A 17,060-nucleotide genomic window follows, 5' to 3' on the forward strand; every position below is an offset into this window, starting at 1 on the left:
AGGTGGTCGACCAGTTGACGCTGATGAGCGATGTGCGCCAGTCGCCGCTGATTGCACTGGTCAACACCTTGGCCTATCAAGGGCAGGCCGGCACGCGCAGCCAGGCCTTGGCCGACTCGCTGATGAAGTCGGCGCACCAGTTGATTGGGCCGGACAAGGTGCCGCTGATCGATCAGCTCGGCGATGGACCGGGCAGCCCGTTGGACGCGACGTTCGGGCCGTTGTTGGCGCTGCTGGGCAAGGCGCCCGAGGGCCAGGGCGGCAGTGACGCGCTGAACCTGCAAGCCTTCCTCACCCGCGTGACCCGGGTGCGCCTGAAGCTGCAGCAGGTCAGCAGCGCCAGCGATCCGTTGGAAATGACTCAGGCCTTGGCGCAAACCGTGTTCCAGGGGCGCGGTATCGACCTGACCGACACCCAGTCCTATGGCCGCCTGATGGCCGCGAGCCTGGGGGCGCAATGGGCCGGCGTCGGCGAGACGCTGTTCGTGCAACCGCTGGAGCAGGCCTGGCAGCGGGTCTTGCAACCGTCGGCGGCAGGGCTCAACAGCCAGTGGCAGCGCTCGATCGTCCATCACTGGGACACGGCTTTTGCCGGCCGCTACCCATTTGCCGCGACCACCAGCGACGCCTCGTTGCCGATGCTGGGGCAAATGATCCGCGCCGACACGGGGCGCATCGAACGCTTCCTGCACAGCCAGTTGAGCGGGGTCTTGCGCAAGGAAGGCAATCGCTGGGTGGCCGATCCGCGCCATAGCCAGGGGCTGCGTTTCAACCCGCAATTTTTGGCGGCGATCAACCAACTGAACGAGATGGCCGACGTGCTCTACACCGACGGCGGCCTGGGCTTGAGTTTTGAATTGCGCGGCAAACCACGGCGCGACGTGGTGCAGAGCACCTTCGTGCTCAACGGTGAGAAACACCACTATTTCAACCAGATGGAAAGCTGGCAGCGCTTCAACTGGCCGGGGCGCAGCGACTACCCCGGCGTGCGCCTGAGCTGGACCGGTCTTATCGGCGACGAACAACTGTATGGCGACTTTGCCGGCACCTGGGGCCTTATCCGCTTGCTGGAGAAAGCCCAGGTCAACGCCCTGGACGACGGCGCCAGTCACTACCGCATGGTGATCAAGACGCCCGATGGCGCGAGTCTGGTCTGGCACCTGCGCACCGAACTGGACGCCGGGCCGCTGGCCTTGCTCAAGTTGCGGGGCTTCAAGTTGCCGCGGCAGATCTTTCTAAGCGGGGGCGAGGCATACGCACGCAACGAGGTGTTTGAATGAGCCTGCACGACTTGATCAACCGCTGCCTGGGCGAGCGCGACGCGGTGTCCCTGGCTCGGGAACAGGCCGCACGTTGGCAACCCTGGTTGCAGCCCATCCGCACGGACTCGCCCGTTGGCGACGATCCTGGCTATGACGATGATTTCCAGCGCATGCGCGAAGAGGTCAACAAGCTGTCGGGGGCCGATGCCGAACAGGTGAGTGAGCTGGCCGAGAAGCTGCTGACTCAAACCTGCAAGGACCTGCGCGTGGTCACCTATTACCTGTGGGCTCGCTTGCACAAGGACGGGGAGGCGGGGTTGGCTGACGGCCTGAACCTGTTGGCGGCCCTGGTGGAGCGCTTTGCCGATACGGTGCTGCCGCTGCGGGCCAATAGTCGGAAGATGGCTTTGCAATGGTTGGCCGGCAGCAAGCTGTTGGACACGCTGTCACTGTTTCCGGAAGTGGTGAAGGCCGAGGCCGAACGTACCGCCGCGGCACTGGCGTGGCTGGAACAGGGGCTCGATGCCTGGCCGCCGGAGCAACGTCCAAGCCTCGAACCTTTGTACACCGCGCTGGTTGCTCGTCTGGCGCAGTCCGGAGGTGTGGATGCGTTGGTGCCGCAGAACACGGCCAGCACGGAGTCCAACGCTCATGCCGTCGCATCACCTGTCCCGGCGATCAAGTCCGGGCGAGATCTGCTGGACAGTGGTCGGGCGTTGGCCGGTTATTTGCGTGATCGCCCCCTGGGCTGGCTGGCGGCCCATCGATTGATGAAAAGCCTGCGCTGGGACACGGTGCATCAGGCGCCCCCACAAGAAGGCAATGGCAACACTCGCCTTGCGCCGCCCCGGGGTGACTACCGGGCACAGCTCAAGCGCTTATACCTGCAACAGCGCTGGACCGAACTGCTCGATCAAGTGGAGCGGATCTATGCCGAGGGGGTGAATCATTTCTGGCTGGACTTGCAATGGTACGTGTACCAGGCGTTGAGCAAGCAACCGGCGCCCTTGGACAGTTGGGCCGATGTCAGCAAGCGAGACCTGGGCATGCTCCTCGATCGGCTGCCGGGGCTGGAGCAGCTGTGCTGGAACGACGGCACCCCCTTTGCCGATGAGACCACCCGGGAGTGGATCGCCCAGCATGTCAGCAGCAACCGGCCCCAACCCTGGCTTCACGTTCCCTCGCCAGCGCCGGGCACGGGCGATGCCGACATCTTGTCGCTGGAGAGCGAAGCCCTGGCACAGGCCGATAACGAAGGGGTCGAGCACGCGTTGGCCTGGCTGGCGGCGCGCCCTGACATCCAGACCGGACGCCAGCGTTGGCTGTTGCGTTTGCTCATGGCGCGGGTGGCTGAGCAGTTCGGCAAAAGCGATCTGGCGATCCACCTACTGGGAGAACTGGACGCCACGGTACAGCGCCTTGACCTGTCGGCATGGGAGCCCGAGCTGTATTTCGAGGCCAAGGCCCGCCTGCTCAAGCTGCTGCGTTTGAAAGCCCAGCGCAACGATGCCGACAAACCCGCTTTGGCCCGGCGGATGGAGGTGTTGCTGGCGGCCTTGGTGGCCGTCGATCCGGTACGTGCCGCTGTGCTTTGCGGCTAACGCTCTTAACTGAACAGGAGTTTTTTTCTTGAGCATGGACAACCTGACACTGCGCTATTTCGATGCCGAGATGCGCTACTTGCGAGAGGCCGGCAAGGAATTCGCCGAGGCGTTTCCGGACCGGGCGGCGCAACTCAACCTGGACAAACCGGGGGCGCAAGACCCTTATGTGGAGCGTTTGTTCGAGGGCTTCGCGTTCCTGATGGGGCGCCTGCGGGAAAAACTTGACGACGACTTGCCGGAGCTGACCGAAGGCCTGGTCAGTTTGTTGTGGCCGCACTATTTGCGCACGATCCCCTCGCTGTCGATCATCGAGCTGACCCCGGACCTTACGCAGATAAAGCGCAGCGAACGGATCAACCAGGGTTTTGAGATCCTCTCGCAACCCATCGGGCCGCAGCACACCCGCTGTCGCTACACCACCACGCAAGATGTGACGTTGCACCCCTTGGCACTGACTTCCGTCACCCGTGACCACGAGCCGGACGGTCGTTCGCTGCTGCGCCTGCGCTTTACCCGTGCGGCGTCCGTCGATTGGCGTGAGATCGACCTGGGCCGTTTGCCGTTGTACCTCAATGCCGATGCGCCGTTGGCCAGTGCGTTGCACCAAGCCCTGACCTTGGGCAGGCAGGCGATGTATGTGCGCGTGGCGGGCCAGTCGGGCCGCACGCCCATGGAGGGGTATTTCGCGGCCAAGGGTTTTGCCGACGAGGATCGGCTGTGGCCCAAGGGCGACAGTGCCTTCAGCGGCTATCAGCTGTTGCTGGAGTATTTCACGTTCCGGGAAAAATTCATGTTCGTCAGCCTCTGTGGGTTGCAGCAACTGGACATCGACGCCGGCGCAGATTGGTTCGAACTCGACGTGGTGCTGCGTGAACCCTGGCCCCACACCTTTGACCTGAGCGCCGAACATATCCGCCTGCACGCCGTGCCGGTGATCAACCTGTTCGCGCTGGAGGCCGATCCGTTAACGCTGGAGCCCTTGCAAACCGACTACCTGCTGCGTCCCGTGCGCTTGCAGGATGGCCACATGGAAATCTATTCAGTGGACCGGGTCACGGGATCGAAGAGCGCTGAGCGCCTGGACTACGTGCCATTCACCAGCTTTCGCCACAAGGGCGGCATGCTGCGTGACGAGGCGCCGGAGCGCTACTTCCATACCCGCTTGAAACGGGCCGCCAATGGGTTGCATGACACCTGGTTGATTTTGGGCGGGGAGGGCTTCGACGAGGACCGGTTGCACAAGCGTGAAAGCCTGTCTTTGCGCTTGACCGGCACCCATGGGCAACTGCCTCGCAAGGCATTGCAGGGCACCTTGCTCGATACGGTGGTGCAGTCCACCCAGGTCGGCCTGCGGGTGCGCAACCTTTGTGCGCCGACGATGCCCTGCTATCCGCCTAATCGCGACCGTTTTCACTGGCGCATCCTCAGCCATCTGGGCTCGAACTTCTTGCCGATGCTCGACAGTGCCGAGGTGTTGCGCGGGACGTTGGCGTTGTACGACTGGACGGGCAGCGAGCTGAACCGGCGTCGCCTTGCGGCGATCGTCGAGGTGAAGCATCACCTGATCCAGCGCTTTGAAAAAGGCTTTCTGCTGCGCGGGGTGGACATTGAAATCACCCTGGACGCCAACGGCTTTTCGGGTGATGGCGACATCAGCCTGTTCGGCGAGATGCTCAACCGCTTCTTTGCCCTCTATGCCGACATCCATTTGTTCACCCGGCTCACGCTGGTCCTGCAACCTACTGGAAAGTGCCTGCAATGGAACGAGAACCACTGTCAGCGTATTCCCGGCTGAAGGCCGGCGGTTTGCTGGAGGCCCTCGATGGGCGAGTGGCCGAGGCCAGCCTGTACCGGTTCTGTCAGTTGCTGGAGCGAGCCTTGCCCGACCATCCGCTGTTGGGCAGCACCACGCATCCGGCGGATGATCCTGTCCGCTTTCGGCCCGATCCGGGCATGGGGTTCCCGGCCGGCGAACTGAAAGCGATCGAGGCCGATGACGCCCGGCCTGACCGTCCGGCCACGGTACGCACCCGCCTGCTGGGGCTGTACGGCGTCGACTCGCCCATGCCAACGACTTTCCTGGACGATATCGTCCAACGCCGTGAAGGGCATGAAGCGCTGGAGGCGTTTCTTGACATCTTCAACCACCGGATCTTCACCCAGTTCTATCGGATCTGGCGCAAATACTCCTATCCCGCCACCTTCGAAGCGGGTGGCACCGATGCGACCTCGCAGTGCCTGTTGGGGTTGATCGGGTTGGGGATTCCTGGCTCGGCCCAACAGATTGCCGCCCCGGTATCGAGGTTCCTGGCATTGCTCGGTGTGATGCGCCTGCCCACTCGCAACGCCGAGGGTATCGACGCGCTGGTCAAACTATTGGCTGCGCATACCCGGGCGCGGATAACCCCGCATTGGCCGCGCAAGGTTGTGCTGGCGCAACCGGCCAGCCTCCGCCCGGACTGTCCGGTCAGTTTGTCCGAAGGCACGCCGTTGGGCCGCGTCGGGCGTGACGTCAACAGCCAGTTGCCCCTGACGCTGATCACCGAGGACATGCAAGAGGCCAAGGGATGGCTGCCCGGCGGCCAGTTGCACAGTGACCTACTGGCGTTACTGCGGGTGTACCTGGGCTGGCGTTGCACCGCCACATTGGCGTTATCACTGCCCGTGCGCAGCTTGCCAGCGCCGGTGTTGGGTGCGCAGTCCATATGGCTGGGCATGACCGGTGTGCTGGGTTTGGGTGGGGGCGCCTGGCAGGCCACGGAACAAGAAACAATCACGATCAATCTGGGGCATTACCAAGGCCTCGGGAACAACCCTTTGCTCAGGGAGGCACAACATGTCGCGTACCGTGTTTAGTTTATGGATGTTAGTGATGTTTGCCGTGTCGCTCGGCGGATGTGGATTAGCCCAGACCGTCTCGGACGGTACGGCGTCCTCCGCCCGGGGCATTTTCCATCCTCAGGTGAAAACGCTGCGCCTGGCCTTGAATGCTCGCCCTGCACCCAGCCTCGACGCCATGGACAGGGGTAGGGAGGGCTTGTCGGTGCCGACGTGGGTGCGCGTGTATCAACTGCGTGACGGCAAGGCGATGGAAAGGGCCTCCTACCACGGTTTGCTCACCGATGATGACGGTTTGCTCGGCAGCGCTCTGTTGGACAAGCGGGTTGTCGTGGTGAGAGCCGGAGAAGGGGCGCCCCTGAATGTCCCGCTGGACAAGGACACGCGAGTCGTCGCGGTGATGGGGCTGTTCCACAGCCCCGATACCCGGACGGATTCGTGGCGCCTGATGCTGACACCCGATGACCTGGCTGCGAACCGCGCCCGGGTGATCGAGCTGGGCGCAAACGGCTTGACCTTGTGTGCCCAGGCAAAGGAGTGAGCCATGATCGAGCCAAACCCCTCGCTCTACGAAATGCTGTTGCAAAACTTCGACGGTGAGTTGGACTTGCGGTGTGTCAGCGAACAGGACCAGTACACCCTGTCGGTCCTGGACAACGTGCGGCGTATTCTCAACAGTCGGGCCGGTGCGCTCGAACATTTGCCCGATTATGGGTTGCCGGACATGAGTTCCACCTTGCAGGGATTGCCAGCCAGCGCCCATACCTTGACGGGAACCATGACCGACACCTTGCTCAAATACGAACCACGGCTGACCGCGGTTGCCATCGAGCTGCTACCCCAGGCGCTGCCGGGACATCTGGAATATGCCCTGGACGTGCAGTTGAAGGACGGGAAGCGGATCAGCTTCGGGACCACCCTGGGGCCCGAGGGCAAAGCCTGCGTGCGTTATCTGATGCAGCGCAACCCTCTGTCGAAGCAGGGCGTGGATAACGCAAAGGCAGTGCGATGAGCGCCGTATATGAAATGCATATACGCGTCGGCGGTGATCCGCGGGGCTACGAAGAGTTCGCCGCCCTGCGCGATGAACTGTCCAAACTGGGCCATCGCGCCCGTCCCGATGTGGATTGGCAAAAAGTGGAGCAGTGGTGCCTTTTGCTCTTGCAGTTGAACGGGGCGGAACTGCAAACCGTGAGCTTCTATACGCTGGCACGCAGTCAGCGTCATGGTTTGCAAGGCATGGTCCAGGGCGTGAGATTGCTCAAGACGCTCAGTGGTCAATGGTCGAAACTGTGGCCTGCGTCGGTGTCCATGCGCCTGGATACCCTCGGGTGGTTGTTTGCCCAACTGCAACCGCTGCTGCGCAGCCAGGCACTGACGTCCTGGCACGTGCCTGCATTGCTGGACCTGGCGCATGCGCTGGCATGCCTGGAGGAGCGGTTGGCCAGCCACACGTCCATGCCGTTGGTGACACTTCAGGTGTTGCGCCAGCAGGTCAATAGACTCATCCAGCGTTTGGAGCGCAGCGCCTCGGTCGTTGAATCGACGCTGCCGTCCATGACGATGTCCGAACCGGAATTTGCGGGGCCGATCGTGATCCTGCCGCCTCCGGATGTCACATCTCGCACCAGGCGATTGGTGCTGTGGCTGTGTGCAACGGCGCTTCTAATTGCCCTGGTCGCGGGATTCGCCTGGCGCACGTGGTGGCTGGACGCGCACAAGGAGGTCGTCTTGCCCGATCCGGTACGCCTGGACAGCCTTTCACTGTTCGATGCCGGCAGTGCGCAACTCAAGCCCGGCTCGGTCCCCGTATTGGTCAGGGCTTTGCTCGGTATCAAGGCCCAGCCAGGCTGGTTGATCGTCATTGCCGGGCATACCGATGCGACGGGCTCGGTCGAGCAGAATCTGCAACTGTCTCACGCCCGCGCTTCCGCCGTGCGCGACTGGATGCAACGCGCGGGGAACATCCCCGGCGATTGTTTTGCGGTGCAAGGGTTCGCCGCCAGCCAACCGATAGCCGGCAATGAGACCGAGGTGGGCCGGATGGCGAATCGGCGTGTCGATATTCGCCTGGTGCCGCAAATGGGTGCTTGTGAACCTTCCTCGGCCGGTTCGGCAGCCGTGTCAACGAACGAGGTGGCTCGCTTGAAATAACGTCGGGGCCTGCTTCGCAGGCCAGCGGGAGCAAGCTCCCTCGCCACCGGGCGGGCAGGCTTAGGTGTGGGGATACCAGTGTGAGTTTCTGCTTGGCGCTTTTGGCAACCCCAGTGTCCGACATGCCCGGGCACGGAGCGATCACCACGGGTGAGGCCTTTAGGTTCTGTACGAAAAGCCTTGATACTCGTTCATGCTGCGTTGAAAACAGCCTCGTGCGCGAGTCCGATCGGAATGCTCATGTACTCCAGTACACTGCGCTTACTCGGCTGTTTTCGCCTTGCCTGACCTTCGTCTTAAGACTTTTCGTACAGAACCTAGAACCAGGTTGATGGAGTCGGTGAGTTTTAGCTCCGAAACATGATTAGGCCAAGGCGTTCAGCCCCCAGCCGGGTAGCCGATAGGATTAGAAGGGCTGGTTACTTTCTGGATTTGCCGAGGGTACGTCATGTTTAACACAATGCTAAAAAACGAACTGACGGCTAGGACAGCCGAATTGGCAGGCTACAAGGGATTGGTCGGTGCGCTGGAGCGGTCGATGGCCGTTGTCGAGTTCAGCCCCGACGGCAAGGTCTTGCGTGGGAACGAGAACTTCTTGCGCACGATGGGCTACCGCGCCGATCAGTTGGGCAGCCTGTGGCATAAGGATTTCTGCTCGCCGGCCTTGGCTGGCAGCGCTGAGTACCGCGAATTCTGGAACCAGTTGCGCGCCGGCCAGTTCGTTTCCGGCACGTTTCAGCGCCGCAGCGCTTCAGGTCAGCACGTCTGGCTGGAAGCCAGCTACAGCCCGGTCGTGGACGAACAGGGCCGAGTGGTGAAGGTGGTCAAGTACGCGCTCGACGTCACCGCCAAGGTGGCCAGCGAGGCCGAGACCCGTGGCCGGCTGGCGGCGCTCGATCGGGCCATGGCCGTGATCGAATTCGATCTGGGCGGCAACATCCTGACCGCCAACGACAACTTCATGAGTGTCATGAACTACACGCTGGCCGAGCTCAAGGGTAAACATCACCGGATGTTTTGCGAGCCGAGCCTGGTCAGCAGTCCGGAATACAGTGATTTCTGGCGTCGCCTCAACTCCGGTGAATTTTTCAGCGGTCAATTCAAGCGCATCGGCAAGAACGGCAAGGTCGTCTGGCTGGAGGCGAGCTACAACCCGGTCTACGACGCCGAAGGCAAACTGAGCAAGATCGTGAAGTTCGCCAGCGACATCAGCGAACGGGTGGAAAAGTTCGAAGAAGATTCCCGCGGTGCGTCGCGGGCGTATCACATTTCCGCCGAGACCGAACGAGTGGCCGAGCAGGGCGCGCAGGTCATCCATCAAACGGCCAAGGAGATGCGCCAGATCGCCGACAACATCGGCGCTTCCGCACGCCTGGTCGGGCAACTGGGCGCGCGCTCGGAAGAAATCACCGCCATCGTCAACACCATTCGCGGCATCGCCGACCAGACCAACCTGCTGGCCCTCAATGCGGCAATCGAAGCCGCGCGAGCGGGTGATCAGGGACGAGGCTTCGCGGTGGTGGCCGACGAAGTCCGGCAACTGGCCGGGCGCACCAGCCGCTCGACCTCGGAGATTGCCGAGATGATCGGTATGATCCTCTCTGAAACCCGCGAGGCCGTGACCAGCATGAACGTGACCCACGAGGGCGCGCTGCGCGGCGTGACCCTGGCGGACCAGGCCGGCTCGGTCATCGTGCAGATCCGCACCGGTACGACCGATGCCCTCGAAGCCGTGAGCATGTTCGCCTCCAAGCTCGACGAGTCCGACGTCATTCCCAAGACAGCGGTCGGCTGGGTGGGTTGACTGAGTTGACGCGCGCGCCGGGCGCCGCAACGGTCACTTGATCTTGACCACGACCTTTCCTTTCGAGCGGCCCTGGGCCAGGTACCCCAGGGCTTGCCCGGCCTGCTCGAAAGCAAACACCTGATCGATCACCGGTTTGATCTGCCCGGCGTCGATCAGCTTGCCGATGTCGTGGAGTTGAGCCCCCTCGGGGCGAACGAAGAGGAACGAATAACGGACATTGTTCTTCTTCGCCAGACCGATGATCTTGCGACTCATCAAGCCGAAGACGAAGCTGAGCAACACGTTCATTCGACGGGCCTTGGCGAAGGCTTTGTCCAGCGGACCGACGAGGGAAACAATCTTGCCGCCGGCCTTGAGGATGCCGACGGATTTCTCAATCGCGTCCCCCCGGGTCGTGCCCAGTACCACGTCGTAACCACCCAGTACCTGTTCAAAGGCCTGTTTCTTGTAGTCGACCACTTCGTCCGCCCCCAGACTGCGAACCATCGGGACGTTTGCCGTGCTGGTCGTCGTTGCCACTTTCGCGCCCAAGTGTTTGGCCAACTGAATGGCGAAGGTGCCGATGCCGCCTGATCCGGCGGGAATGAACACTTTCTGGCCGGGCTCAAGGTGGGCGCGCTCTTTCAGTGCTTGCCAGGAAGTGAGCCCCACCATCGGAATCGACGCGGCTTGCACGAAGTCCAGGGTGTCGGGTTTCGGCGCGGCGACTCGCTCGGGTACGGCGGCAAACTCGGCGATCGAGCCGCTGCCCAGGTCAAACAGACTGGCAAAAATGGCATCGCCGACCTTGAAGCGAGTCACCGCGCTGCCCACCTCGACCACCACGCCGGCCAGATCGCTGCCCATGATGGCCGGCAGCTGGAACTTCAACACCGGCTTGAACATTCCCGTGGGAATCATGTTATCGATCGGGTTCAGCCCGGCGGCGTAAACCTCGACCAGCAGTTCGTTTGCCTTGATGGTCGGCCGGGCGACTTGCGCGAGGCCGATGTCGGGCGACTTGCCGTAACGTTTGAAGGTGAGTGCTTTCAATGGCTCTGATTCCCACGTGTCTGAAATGAGGTCCGGTGTTATGGACGGTAGCGCTCGGCGGCTTGAGCTTGTCGAATGTCCGAGAGCAATCCTTGGCGTGCCTGGTCCAGCGCGTCCCAGCGGCCCTCTACGTGCAACGGCGGAATGGTGATTGGCTCGCGACGATCAAAACCGAGCAGGGCCGCGTCGACCAGTTCCTCGACGTCCATCACCTCGGGGATCGTGTTGAGGTCGATCCCTGCGCGTTCCCAGATCTCCGTGCGGGTCGCAGCCGGCAGTACCGCCTGGACGTACACGCCCTTGGGCGACAACTCCAGATGCAGTCCCTGGGAAAGGAAGAGTACGAACGCCTTCGACGCACCGTACACCGTCATGCCGAGCTCAGGCGCAAGACCCACCACTGAACCGAGGTTGACGATCGCGCCGCTGCCCGACTGCGCGAAACGCGGCGCTACGGCGGCTGCCAAGCGGGTCAGCGCAACGACGTTGAGGGAAACGAGTTTGTCGATGGCCTCGGCGCTCTGTTGCGCGAACCCGCCGGACTGGGCGATGCCGGCGTTGTTGATCAACACACCGATGCGATCGTCCTCACGCAGACGCGTTTCGACGGCGCTGAGGTCGGCTGGGTCGGTCAGGTCGGCTTGATGCACCTGGACAGCGACGCCGTATTCTTCACGCAGACGAAGGGCCAAGGCGTCGAGACGGTCTTTGTCGCGAGCGACCAGGACGAGGTCATGGCCGCGACGGGCAAAGCGCTGGGCGTAGGTGGCGCCGATACCGCTGGAGGCACCGGTGATGAGGACGGTTGGAAGCGTTTTCATTTGGGTTTTCCTGATATTTGCAGGGGGGCAGGGAGCTCAAGTGCTTTTATGATTGCGTTCGAACTCTAAAAATGTCAACGGTTTGATGTCGTGTGACATCAATGTATAGTGTTGACCTGTATGAATCGGGTGGATGGACGATGAAAGTCAGCAAGCAACAGGTGCAGGCGAATCGCGCGCACATCGTGGAAACCGCGTCGACGCTTTTTCGAGAGCGCGGCTACGACGGTGTTGGCATCGCGGATCTGATGGCCGCCGCCGGGTTTACCCAGGGCGGGTTCTACAAGCATTTCAACTCCAAGGCCGACCTGATGGCGGAGTCGTCGGCCTGCAGCCTTGCGCAATCCGCAGCGCTGACGGCCGGGGTATCGCCCGAGGAATTCGTGAGGCTGTATCTGGAACGTGCGCACCGCGATGACCGGGCTACGGGCTGTACCTTGGCAGCGCTGTGCGGTGACGCTGCGCGCAAAGAAGAGGTTCGCGCCACGTTCGCCGCTGGCATCGAGACTCAGCTGAACGTATTGCGTGAAGGCAACGGGCAATCGAGTGACGCAGATCCTGCCCAGGCACGTGCCAAGCGTCTGGTGCTGATGGCCCAGGTGGTAGGAGCCCTTGTCCTGTCACGCGCTTGTCCCGACGACTCGCCCTTGGCCGATGAAATTCTGACGGCCAGTCGCGACGCCATTCTGCAGACCTTGGTGCCGTCGGCGGCCGGGGATACGCCGCCATCGGGCGGTGAGCCAGGCAAGGGCTAAGCAGGGGAGCCAGGCAAACCGGCGCGGCGACGGCGCCCATGCCTCAACGGCCCAGGCGTTTTTCCCATTGTTGATCCCACCGTTCCATTTCTTGAAACGGTGGATTGCAGTTTGTGCGTATTCCGCCGTTTTCACTTTCGACCCAAGATGACTCCACTGACGTACACACTTCGGCACGAGGCGTGACGCAGCCCCCCACTGGAGCGCACTGACGCGAGCAGCGATGCTGCGGGTGCATGGAGTCGCCGATGAACGAAGCCTCGAAAGCAAACCCATCGCCCTGGCATGACGGAGAGCTGGCCTTGCAGCGCACCGTCGGCGCCGTCGAGATGATGGCCAGCGTCGGCCAGCGACAACTGGCGCGCACCTGGATGCCGGACCAGCATCGCGAGTTCTACGCCCAACTGCCTTTCGTGGTGTTGGGGGCAGTGGACCGGCAGGGCGATGTGTGGGCCACCCTGCGCTCGGGACAACCCGGTTTCATGCATTCGCCCGATCCGCAGACCCTGCACATCAATGTCGAACCGCAAGCCGACGACCCGGCCCAGGAAGGGATGGGCGAGGGCGATGCCATCGGGATGCTCGGGATCGAGCTGCACACCCGCCGGCGCAACCGCATGAACGGTGTCGTGCGTCGTCGACTGGCGCCGGGGCTTGAGGTGTCCGTGAGTCAGGCCTATGGCAACTGCCCTCGCTACATCAACCTGCGCCAGTACCGTTTCGTCGAGGCGCAGGTGCTCGCTCCCCGACAACTGGCGGTGACCGACCCGTGGGTCCGGCGCCTGGTCACGGCGGCTGATTCGTTTTACATCGCCAGCTACGTGGTGCGCGACGGCGAACGGCAGGTCGATGCGTCCCACCGTGGCGGCAAGCCGGGTTTTGTGCGCATGGAGGAGGACGGGGCGCTGACCATTCCCGATTTTTCCGGCAACCTGTTCTTCAACACCCTGGGCAACATCCTGGTCAACCCCCGGGCCGGGCTGGTGTTCGTCGATTTTGCCACCGGTGATCTGCTGCAAATGAGCGGCGCGGCCGAGGTGGTGCTGGACGATCCGCAGATCAGTGCGTTCCAGGGCGCCGAGCGGCTGTTGCGCTTCACGCCGCAACGCATCGTCCATCGCCCGGCGGCCCTTGCCCTGCGCTGGAAGGATCAGGACGAAGGCGACTCGCCCAACGCCTTGATGACCGGCAGTTGGGAGCAAGCCGCCGAGCGCTTGCAGGCCGAGGCCCTGCGCAGTCGCTGGCGTGCGTTGCGGGTCGAGCGGGTGGTGGAGGAAAGTCCCGGCATTCGCTCGTTCTATCTGCAAGCGAGCGATGGCTTGGGGTTGCCGCGGTTTGAAGCCGGGCAACATGTGCCTGTGCGGATCTTGCTGGAGGGACAGAAAGCGCCATCGATCCGGACCTACAGCGTGTCCAGTGCGCCGTCGGATGATTTCCTGCGCATCAGCGTCAAGCGCGATGGCGCGGTGTCGTCCCACCTGCATGAGCGGGTGCAAGTGATGCAGGAGATCGAAGCGCGGGCGCCCCAGGGCCATTTCACGGTCCAGGCCACTGAACGGCGGCCATTGGTGCTCCTGGCGGCGGGGGTGGGTATCACGCCGCTGTTATCGATGTTGCGCGAAGTGGTTTACCAGGGGCGACGTATCAGTCGCATGCGCCCGGTCTGGCTGGTGCAAAGCGCCCGTTCGGTGGCGGAGCTGGCCTTTCGTGAGGAAATCGACGAGCTGGCCGCCCGTGCGGGCGACAAGTTGCAGGTGCTGCGCCTGGTCAGCCAACCGCCCACCGGAGCGGCGCAAGGCCAAGGCTACGACCTGGCGGGCAGGATCGATGTGGAACTGCTCAAGAAACTGCTGCCATTCAACGACTACGATTTTTATCTATGCGGACCAGGCACGTTTACCCAGGCGCTGTATGACGGGTTGCGCAAGCTGCGCATCCCAGACGAGCGCATCCACGCGGAAACCTTCGGTCCTTCCACACTGGTGCGAGACCTCGAAGTCAGCGTGCCGGCGCCACAGCAAACACCCGCCGGGAGCGAACCGGTGAAGGTGCTGTTCGCCAGCTCCGGCAAGGAAGCCCGTTGGGAACCCGGCAGCGGGACGCTGCTGGAACTCGCCGAGGCTCGCGGCCTGAACCCGGAATTCAGCTGCCGCGGCGGCTCCTGCGGCACCTGTAGAACCCGCCTGAGCCGTGGCCAAGTGCACTACTTGAGCCAGCCGGCCGAACCGGTTGGCGAAGGGGAGGTGCTGATCTGTTGCGCGGTGCCGGCCCAGGGCAGCGAGCCGTTGGTGCTGGACGCTTGATGAGCGACTGTTTCAGCCACTGCAATGCTGGATTGTAAAAGCTGGTTATTCCGCTACCTCGGCCAGGAGCAGAGGATAGCGCCATCGACGCGATCACCGCTTCGAGCCATAACAACACGGAGTTCCATCATGTCTGAGCAAGCCATCAAACTTTATCATCACCCGTTGTCAGGCCACGCCCATCGCGTCGAACTGATGCTTTCGCTGCTGGGCCTGCCCACCGAATTGGTATTCGTGGACTTGCTCAAAGGCGAGCACAAGACCCCCGAGTTCCTCGCCATCAACCGTTTTGGCCAGGTGCCGGTAATCGATGACAACGGCACCGTCCTGGCCGACTCGAACGCAATCCTGGTCTACCTCGCGGCCAAGTACGGCAAGGGACAATGGTTGCCCAGCGATCCACTGGGCCAGGCCAAGGTGCAACGCTGGCTGTCGGTGGCGGCGGGGCAGATCAGCCAGGGACCGGCCACCGCGCGGTTGATCACGGTGTTTGGTGCCGGCTATGACGCCGAAGATGCCATCAAGCGCTCCCATGCCTTGCTGGCGGTGATGGAGCAGGAGCTGGGGCAAAGCCGCTTCCTGGCCGGCGAGCAACCGACCATCGCCGATGTCGCTGCGTACACCTACGTGTCCCACGCCCCCGAAGGCAACGTCGCGCTGACTGACTACCCGAACGTCCGCGCCTGGCTGGGCAGCATCGAGGCCTTGCCGCGTTTCGTGGGCATGCAGCGTACCGCCAAGGGCTTGCAGCAAGCCTGAATGCCCGAGCCCCCTGAGTTGGCCTGATAGTCCAGGACAACCCCTGTGGCGAGGGAGCTTGCTCCCGCTCGGCTGCGAAGCAGTCGTAAAACCGGACAATGCGGTTAGTCTGGCGAAATGCGAGAGGCCCGCTTCGCAGGCCAGCGGGAGCAAGCTCCCTCGCACAGGGGATTAGCGGTGTTCGGGCGGGCATCATCGTCGGATCGCCGCTCGAAGAAGCTATTACTGGGTCAGATGGCCGTCACTGCGCCCCAGGCACCGCCAGCCACTGGCCGATGATTTTCTGGTGGCTGCCGTTCGCCTTGCTCAGGTGCAGCCACTGGTCGACGTACATTTTCCAGGTGGTGTCGTCCCGTGGCAGCAGGTAGGCCTTCTCGCCGTATTGCAGGTAGTGGGTGGGGTTGACGGCGCACAGGCCCGGCTTGAGTTTCTGTTGGTAGAGCGCTTCCGAGGCGTCGGTGATCATCACGTCGGCTTTCTTGTCCAGCAGTTGCTGGAAGATGGTCACGTTGTCGTGGAAGCTGAGTTGGCCCTTGGGCAAGAAGGCGCGCACGAAGGCTTCGTTGGTGCCGCCGGCCGGTTCCACCAGGCGCACCGACGGTTGGTTGATCTGTTCGAGGGTCTGGTAGCGGGACTGGTCTTCACAGCGCACCAGCGGGATCTTGCCATCCACATCCAGGGTGTCGCTGAAGTAGGCTTTTTTCTGGCGTTCCAGGGTCACCGAGATGCCACCCATGCCGATGTCGCATTTGCCCGCCAGCATGTCCGGCATCAGGGTTTTCCAGCTGGTCTGCACCCATTGCACCTTGACCCCCAGGCTCGCGGCCAGGCTGCGCGCCATGTCGATGTCGATCCCTTCGTAATCGCCCGTTTCGGCCTTGTAGGTATAGGGCTTGTAGTCACCCGTGGTGCACACCTTCAGTTCGCCGCCTTGCAGGACCTGGTCCAGATGCGAAGGTGCCGGCTCGGCCAAGGCGTTGCCACAGAGCGCCAGCAGGCCACAGAACGTCATTGCGCTTGTTATGTTTTTCATGAGGATTGGACGTCTCGCAAGGATGAAAGGAAGGGTCAGCGGGAAATGATCCCATGGTCAATGGCGTATTTCACCAGGGCGGCGGGTTTGTCGATGTTGAGCTTGCGGCGGATGCTCAGGCGGTGGGTCTCGACGGTGCGCACGCTGATGTCCAGTTCCCGGGCCATTTCCTTGTTGTTCAGGCCCTGGACCATCTTGGACAGCACCTGGCTCTCGCGCGGTGTGAGTTCGTTATCGGCCACCTGGTCGGTGGCGAGGCGCTGGGCGATTTCGGCGCTGTAGAACGTGCCTCCACTGATGATTGCTTCGATGGCCGCGAGGATTTCCCGTGACGGGGCATTCTTGAGCACATAGCCGCTGGCGCCGCAGCGCACCGACTCGCTCACGTACTCATAATTGTCGTACATGCTGAGGATCAGAATCTTGAGGCGGGGGTATTGCTTGCCCAGCAAACGGGTCAGTTCCAGCCCGTTCATGTCCTTGAGGCCGATGTCCATCAGCAGCAGGTCAGGCTGGCAACGTCCGACCATCTCGATGGCCTGCGCGCCGTTCTCGGCTTCGCCCACGACATCCAGCCGGGGCATGACGGACAGCAGGGCCCGGATACCATCGCGGACCAGGGAGTGATCATCGACCAGCGCGACACGGATCGCAGGGGCTAGGCTCATCGACACGTACCTTTGGGAGTGGGG

At 62.6% G+C, this 17,060-nt stretch carries 14 protein-coding genes and 2 pseudogenes; 12 read left to right on the top strand and 4 right to left on the bottom strand.

Going from position 1 to position 17,060, the window contains the following annotated elements; all coding sequences use genetic code 11:
• The 9 genes and pseudogenes from ACODSJ_RS13680 to ACODSJ_RS13720 form a co-directional block, all read left to right on the top strand.
• A partial coding sequence (locus ACODSJ_RS13680) for a type VI secretion IcmF C-terminal domain-containing protein (RefSeq protein ID WP_489102232.1) occupies nucleotides 1–1,280 on the top strand: 1,280 nt, incomplete at its 5' end.
• Nucleotides 1,277–2,863, top strand: a complete 1,587-nt coding sequence (tssA, locus tag ACODSJ_RS13685) for a type VI secretion system protein TssA (protein WP_489102233.1) — start codon at nucleotides 1,277–1,279, stop codon at nucleotides 2,861–2,863. The genes ACODSJ_RS13680 and tssA, both read left to right, overlap by 4 nt.
• 28 nt (nucleotides 2,864–2,891) lie before the next feature.
• Entirely contained in the window at nucleotides 2,892–4,661 is a 1,770-nt protein-coding gene (tssF, locus tag ACODSJ_RS13690) for a type VI secretion system baseplate subunit TssF (protein ID WP_489102234.1), read from the top strand.
• On the top strand, nucleotides 4,625–5,722 hold the full coding sequence (gene tssG, locus ACODSJ_RS13695) for a type VI secretion system baseplate subunit TssG (RefSeq protein WP_489102235.1): 1,098 nt from the start codon (nucleotides 4,625–4,627) through the stop codon (nucleotides 5,720–5,722). Before tssF ends, tssG begins: the two co-directional genes overlap by 37 nt.
• The gene (gene tssJ, locus ACODSJ_RS13700) at nucleotides 5,703–6,245 is read left to right on the top strand and encodes a type VI secretion system lipoprotein TssJ (protein ID WP_489102236.1); all 543 of its coding nucleotides are present in this window, start codon (nucleotides 5,703–5,705) and stop codon (nucleotides 6,243–6,245) included. The genes tssG and tssJ overlap by 20 nt, the downstream gene beginning before the upstream one ends.
• Nucleotides 6,246–6,248: 3 nt before the next feature.
• Nucleotides 6,249–6,716, top strand: coding sequence for a type VI secretion system baseplate subunit TssE (tssE, locus tag ACODSJ_RS13705; protein WP_489102237.1), 468 nt, complete (start codon nucleotides 6,249–6,251; stop codon nucleotides 6,714–6,716).
• Nucleotides 6,713–7,858 carry an OmpA family protein gene (locus ACODSJ_RS13710; RefSeq protein ID WP_489102238.1) on the top strand — a complete coding sequence of 382 codons (1,146 nt, stop codon included), beginning with the start codon at nucleotides 6,713–6,715 and terminating at the stop codon, nucleotides 7,856–7,858. The genes tssE and ACODSJ_RS13710 overlap by 4 nt, the downstream gene beginning before the upstream one ends.
• A gap of 538 nt (nucleotides 7,859–8,396) precedes the next feature.
• Nucleotides 8,397–9,074: pseudogene (locus ACODSJ_RS13715) on the top strand (PAS domain-containing protein); the annotation flags it as partial.
• A 114-nt stretch (nucleotides 9,075–9,188) separates the two neighbouring features.
• Nucleotides 9,189–9,662: pseudogene (locus ACODSJ_RS13720) on the top strand (methyl-accepting chemotaxis protein); the annotation flags it as partial.
• Nucleotides 9,663–9,695: 33 nt separating this feature from the next.
• Here the strand turns inward: ACODSJ_RS13720 and ACODSJ_RS13725 are convergent.
• Both ACODSJ_RS13725 and ACODSJ_RS13730 read right to left on the bottom strand, forming a co-directional pair.
• The gene (locus tag ACODSJ_RS13725; RefSeq protein ID WP_489102239.1) at nucleotides 9,696–10,697 is read right to left on the bottom strand and encodes an NADP-dependent oxidoreductase; all 1,002 of its coding nucleotides are present in this window, start codon (nucleotides 10,695–10,697) and stop codon (nucleotides 9,696–9,698) included.
• Nucleotides 10,698–10,735: 38 nt separating this feature from the next.
• On the bottom strand, nucleotides 10,736–11,518 hold the full coding sequence (locus ACODSJ_RS13730) for an SDR family NAD(P)-dependent oxidoreductase (protein ID WP_489102240.1): 783 nt from the start codon (nucleotides 11,516–11,518) through the stop codon (nucleotides 10,736–10,738).
• 140 nt (nucleotides 11,519–11,658) lie between these two features.
• On the opposite strand from ACODSJ_RS13730, the gene ACODSJ_RS13735 reads away from it, so the two are divergent.
• The 3 genes from ACODSJ_RS13735 to ACODSJ_RS13745 all read left to right on the top strand — a co-directional run bounded on the left by ACODSJ_RS13735 (nucleotide 11,659) and on the right by ACODSJ_RS13745 (nucleotide 15,335).
• Nucleotides 11,659–12,273, top strand: a complete 615-nt coding sequence (locus ACODSJ_RS13735; protein ID WP_489102241.1) for a TetR/AcrR family transcriptional regulator — start codon at nucleotides 11,659–11,661, stop codon at nucleotides 12,271–12,273.
• Nucleotides 12,274–12,521: 248 nt separating this feature from the next.
• Nucleotides 12,522–14,576 carry a 2Fe-2S iron-sulfur cluster-binding protein gene (locus ACODSJ_RS13740; protein ID WP_489102242.1) on the top strand — a complete coding sequence of 685 codons (2,055 nt, stop codon included), beginning with the start codon at nucleotides 12,522–12,524 and terminating at the stop codon, nucleotides 14,574–14,576.
• Nucleotides 14,577–14,705: 129 nt separating this feature from the next.
• Nucleotides 14,706–15,335 carry a glutathione S-transferase family protein gene (locus ACODSJ_RS13745; RefSeq protein ID WP_489102243.1) on the top strand — a complete coding sequence of 210 codons (630 nt, stop codon included), beginning with the start codon at nucleotides 14,706–14,708 and terminating at the stop codon, nucleotides 15,333–15,335.
• A 241-nt stretch (nucleotides 15,336–15,576) separates the two neighbouring features.
• Here the strand turns inward: ACODSJ_RS13745 and ACODSJ_RS13750 are convergent, their stop codons facing one another.
• Both ACODSJ_RS13750 and ACODSJ_RS13755 read right to left on the bottom strand, forming a co-directional pair.
• Complete coding sequence (locus ACODSJ_RS13750; protein WP_489102244.1) at nucleotides 15,577–16,368, bottom strand: transporter substrate-binding domain-containing protein; 792 nt, start codon at nucleotides 16,366–16,368, stop codon at nucleotides 15,577–15,579.
• 35 nt (nucleotides 16,369–16,403) lie between these two features.
• Complete coding sequence (locus ACODSJ_RS13755) at nucleotides 16,404–17,036, bottom strand: response regulator (RefSeq protein ID WP_489102245.1); 633 nt, start codon at nucleotides 17,034–17,036, stop codon at nucleotides 16,404–16,406.
• Between the last annotated feature and the right edge of the window lie 24 nt (nucleotides 17,037–17,060).

The organism is Pseudomonas sp. FG6, from assembly GCF_057809015.1.